Source organism: Hyphomonas sp. (genome assembly GCF_046313735.1).
In the GTDB taxonomy this organism is placed as follows: domain Bacteria; phylum Pseudomonadota; class Alphaproteobacteria; order Caulobacterales; family Hyphomonadaceae; genus Hyphomonas.
Genome location: NZ_JBKBXW010000074.1, coordinates 1 through 3,250, shown reverse-complemented (window position 1 = coordinate 3,250; position 3,250 = coordinate 1). Strand labels below are relative to the sequence as shown.

The 3,250-nt window shown below is 64.8% G+C and carries 3 protein-coding genes and 1 pseudogene; 1 reads left to right on the top strand and 3 read right to left on the bottom strand.

Annotated features, from left to right (window positions below):
- Positions 1-92, top strand: a pseudogene (locus ACK4SV_RS16345) (IS110 family transposase); the annotation flags it as partial.
- 123 nt (positions 93-215) lie between these two features.
- Here ACK4SV_RS16345 and ACK4SV_RS16340 read toward each other — a convergent pair.
- From ACK4SV_RS16340 to ACK4SV_RS16330, 3 genes are all read right to left on the bottom strand, one after another.
- Complete coding sequence (locus tag ACK4SV_RS16340) at positions 216-1,133, bottom strand: alpha/beta fold hydrolase (RefSeq protein WP_409918905.1); 918 nt, start codon at positions 1,131-1,133, stop codon at positions 216-218.
- Between the two features lie 517 nt (positions 1,134-1,650).
- A complete protein-coding gene (locus tag ACK4SV_RS16335; protein ID WP_409918904.1) occupies positions 1,651-2,562 on the bottom strand; it encodes an ABC transporter permease in 912 nt (303 codons plus the stop codon).
- A partial coding sequence (locus tag ACK4SV_RS16330; RefSeq protein ID WP_409918903.1) for an ABC transporter permease occupies positions 2,562-3,250 on the bottom strand: 689 nt, incomplete at its 5' end. The genes ACK4SV_RS16330 and ACK4SV_RS16335, both read right to left, overlap by 1 nt.

Here is a 3,250-nt window from a genome sequence, read left to right as displayed (position 1 = left end):
AACTCGCCCTAACCGCCATCATGCGAAAGCTCGCCATCCTCGCTAACGCCCTCATCCGGGATAATCGAAAATGGACCCCAAAACCTCATTGACCAACACGGATACTCAGGATGAGCCGTTCGAGAGATGGGCGCAGACCAGATACCCGATGTTCTAGACTGCTCGGGGCCGCTGCGCCTTCGCTTTGCTCGTGGGCCTGCCCGCAGGCAGGCCTCTCACTCCGCCAGGAACGCCTTCAGCGGCGGCAGGCTCTGCACCGGGTCTTCCTCCATCGGCACATGGCCGAGGTCGGGGAAGGAGACGACACGGCTGTCTTTCAGGACGCCAGTATAGTCCGTGACATGGCTGAACGGGATCAGCTGGTCCTTCTCGCCCCACATCAGCAGGACCGGCGCCTGGATGCGGGCAAGGCGCGGCGCGGGATCAGTCAGCACGGTCTGCTCCAGGCGTTTGATCAGCGCGCCCCGGCCGCCAGGCGCGAGCATCAGGTCGTGATAGCGCGTGAGGGTCGCCGCGCTCAGCCGGGACGGGTCGCCATAGCTCGCCTTCAGCGTCGGGCGCAGAGCAACCTTCGGCAGCGCGAACCGCATCGCCTGCATCATCGGTGGAACTTCGGCCGGCGCGTCATAGTCGAAGCCGGGGCTGGCGAATCCATCCGGTGAGATCAGCACGAGCTTGTCGACGCGGGCCGGATGGTCCGCCGCCAGCGTCCAGGCGATCCGCCCGCCGATCGAATTACCGATGGGGGTGATCGTCTCGATGCCCAGCTGGTCCATCAGCGCCAGGATCAGTGCGATGTTGCGCGTGTCGGTATAGTCATCCGTGGGGTCGGGCGGGGAGAGGCCGGAGCCCGGCAGGTCGAGGCGGACGACGCGGTAGTCGGACTGCAGCGCTTCGGCCCAGGGCTCGAAGGTGTGCAGGCTCGATCCGAAACCGTGGAGGAAGAGGAGGGCGGGGGCGTCCGCCGGGCCATCATCGCGCACATGCAGCGTGGTGCCAGCGACGTCGACCATATCGCGCGCATCGCGCAGATATTTTGCCTCCAGCTCTGCCTGCGCCTTGTCGGGCGTGTAGAGCCACAGCCCGGCGATCAGCAGGAGGGCGAGTACGAGTCCGATCAGGATGGTCCAGATATTCAAGCGCGCGCCCCGCTGGTTTCGTCTAGGGCAGCCTATACTGAATTGACGGGGCGGCGAAAGCGGCGCGGTTCCAGACAGCATGAAAGCCCGGACAGGGCGCGGCCCTTCCGGTTTGGCTTGTACAGGGTCCTGCGGATGGGGCTTTGGCCCAGGTGTCCGGGGACGGATGGAAAAGTTCATATGGGTAGGCATGTCCCCGTGGCCCCGGAGCAATCCCCATCCGCAGTTTGGGCAGCCTTCGAACCCGACAAGGTTTGGCCGCCCGACCCGAAGCCGGACGATCCGGCTTCAAGGGGGAGTATACCGCCAGGCAAGACTGGGTCGGATTGGAACCCGGCACAAAAACCTGCGCCCTGTCACCCCGGCGAAAGCCGGGACCTTCTCTCAAGCCTTGAAATCTATCAGGTAACCGGCGCCCGCCACACACCGCCACGCCCCGAAAAAAGCTTCAGCCGCGCCCGGAAAACACCGGAAAAAGCGGGGATAGACCCCCGCGAACTCCGCAACTTTCTCAGCGGTCCTTGGGGTCGAGCGCGTCGCGAAGGCCGTCGCCGATGAAGTTGAGGCAGAGCAGCGTGACCGACATGGTGACGGCCGGCGCCAGCAGCATCCAGGGCTTGTCCTCCATCATCCGCGTGCCGTCGGAGATCAGCACGCCGAGCGAAGTCAGCGGCTCGTTCACGCCGAGGCCGAGGAAGGAGAGGAAGCTCTCCGCCAGGATGACGACCGGGATCGTCAGCGTCACATACACCGCCACCGGGCCGATGACGTTCGGCAGGATGTGGCGGAAGATGATGCCGGCCTGCGAGACACCGGCGGCGCGGGCGGCCTCGATGAACTCCTTGCCCTTCAGGGCCAGCGTCTGCCCGCGCACGATCCGGCTCATCGTCAGCCATTCGATGGCGCCGATGGCGGCGAAGATCAGCACGATGTTGCGCTCGAACACGGTGAGCAGAAGGATGACGAAGAAGATGAATGGGAGGGCGTAGAGCACGTCCACGATCCGCATCATGAAATTGTCGACCCGGCCGCCGAGATAGCCGGCGGTGGCGCCCCAGGTGACGCCGATGATCAGGCTGACCAGGGTGGCGACCAGGCCGACCGTCAGCGAGATGCGCAGGCCCACCAGCAGGCGGGCGAACAGGTCGCGGCCCTGCAGGTCGGTGCCGAGGATGTGCCAGTTCTCGAAGGTCGGCGCGATGGTGCGCGCGTCAGAGATCGAGCGGTAATCATGCACCCAGACCATCGGGCCGAACACCGCGAGCAGCACGATGAAACCGAGGATCCACATCGAGACGACGGCGGCCGTGTTGCGGAACAGGCGCGTGCGGGCATCGTCCCAGAGGGAGCGGCCACCGGCGATGGCCTGGGTGACGGCGGCGGCGCGCCCGTTCGGATCAAGGATGGGATCGAGGCTCGTCATCAGTCGTACTTCACCTTCGGATCGAGCATCGCATAGAGGATATCGGCGATCAGGTTCAGCGCAATGATGAGCAGCGCGTACACAATGATCGCGCCCATCACGAGCGTGTAGTCGCGGTTCAGCGCGCCATCGACGAAATAGCTGCCAAGGCCCGGCAGGCCGAAGATTTTTTCGATGACGACGGAGCCGGTCATCACCTTGGCGGTCGCGGGACCGGCATAGGAGACGAGCGGCAGCATGGCGGAGGGGAGGGCATGGCGCAGGATCACGTCGCGCTCGGCGAGGCCCTTGGCGCGGGCGGTGCGGATATGGTTGGCGCGCATGGTCTCGATGATCGAGGCGCGCATCAGGCGGGAGATGATGGCGATCTGGGGGAGGGCGAGGGTCAGGACGGGCAGGGTCATGTTCTGCCAGGTCATGCCGATGTTTGGCCAGGTTCCGAGCCCGCCGACCGCGAAGATACCGGCGCCGAGGGCAAAGATGAGGATGAAGATCGGACCTGTTACGAAAGTGGGCACGGATATGCCGAACATGGCGAAGGTCATCACGCCGTAATCGGTCGCGCTATTCTGCCTGAGCCCGGCAAAGATTCCGAGCGCGGTGCCGACAATCAGGGCAACCAGAATGGTCAGGCCTCCGATGGCCAGAGAAATGGGAAGGCCGTCGGCGATCAGCTCATTCACGCTCT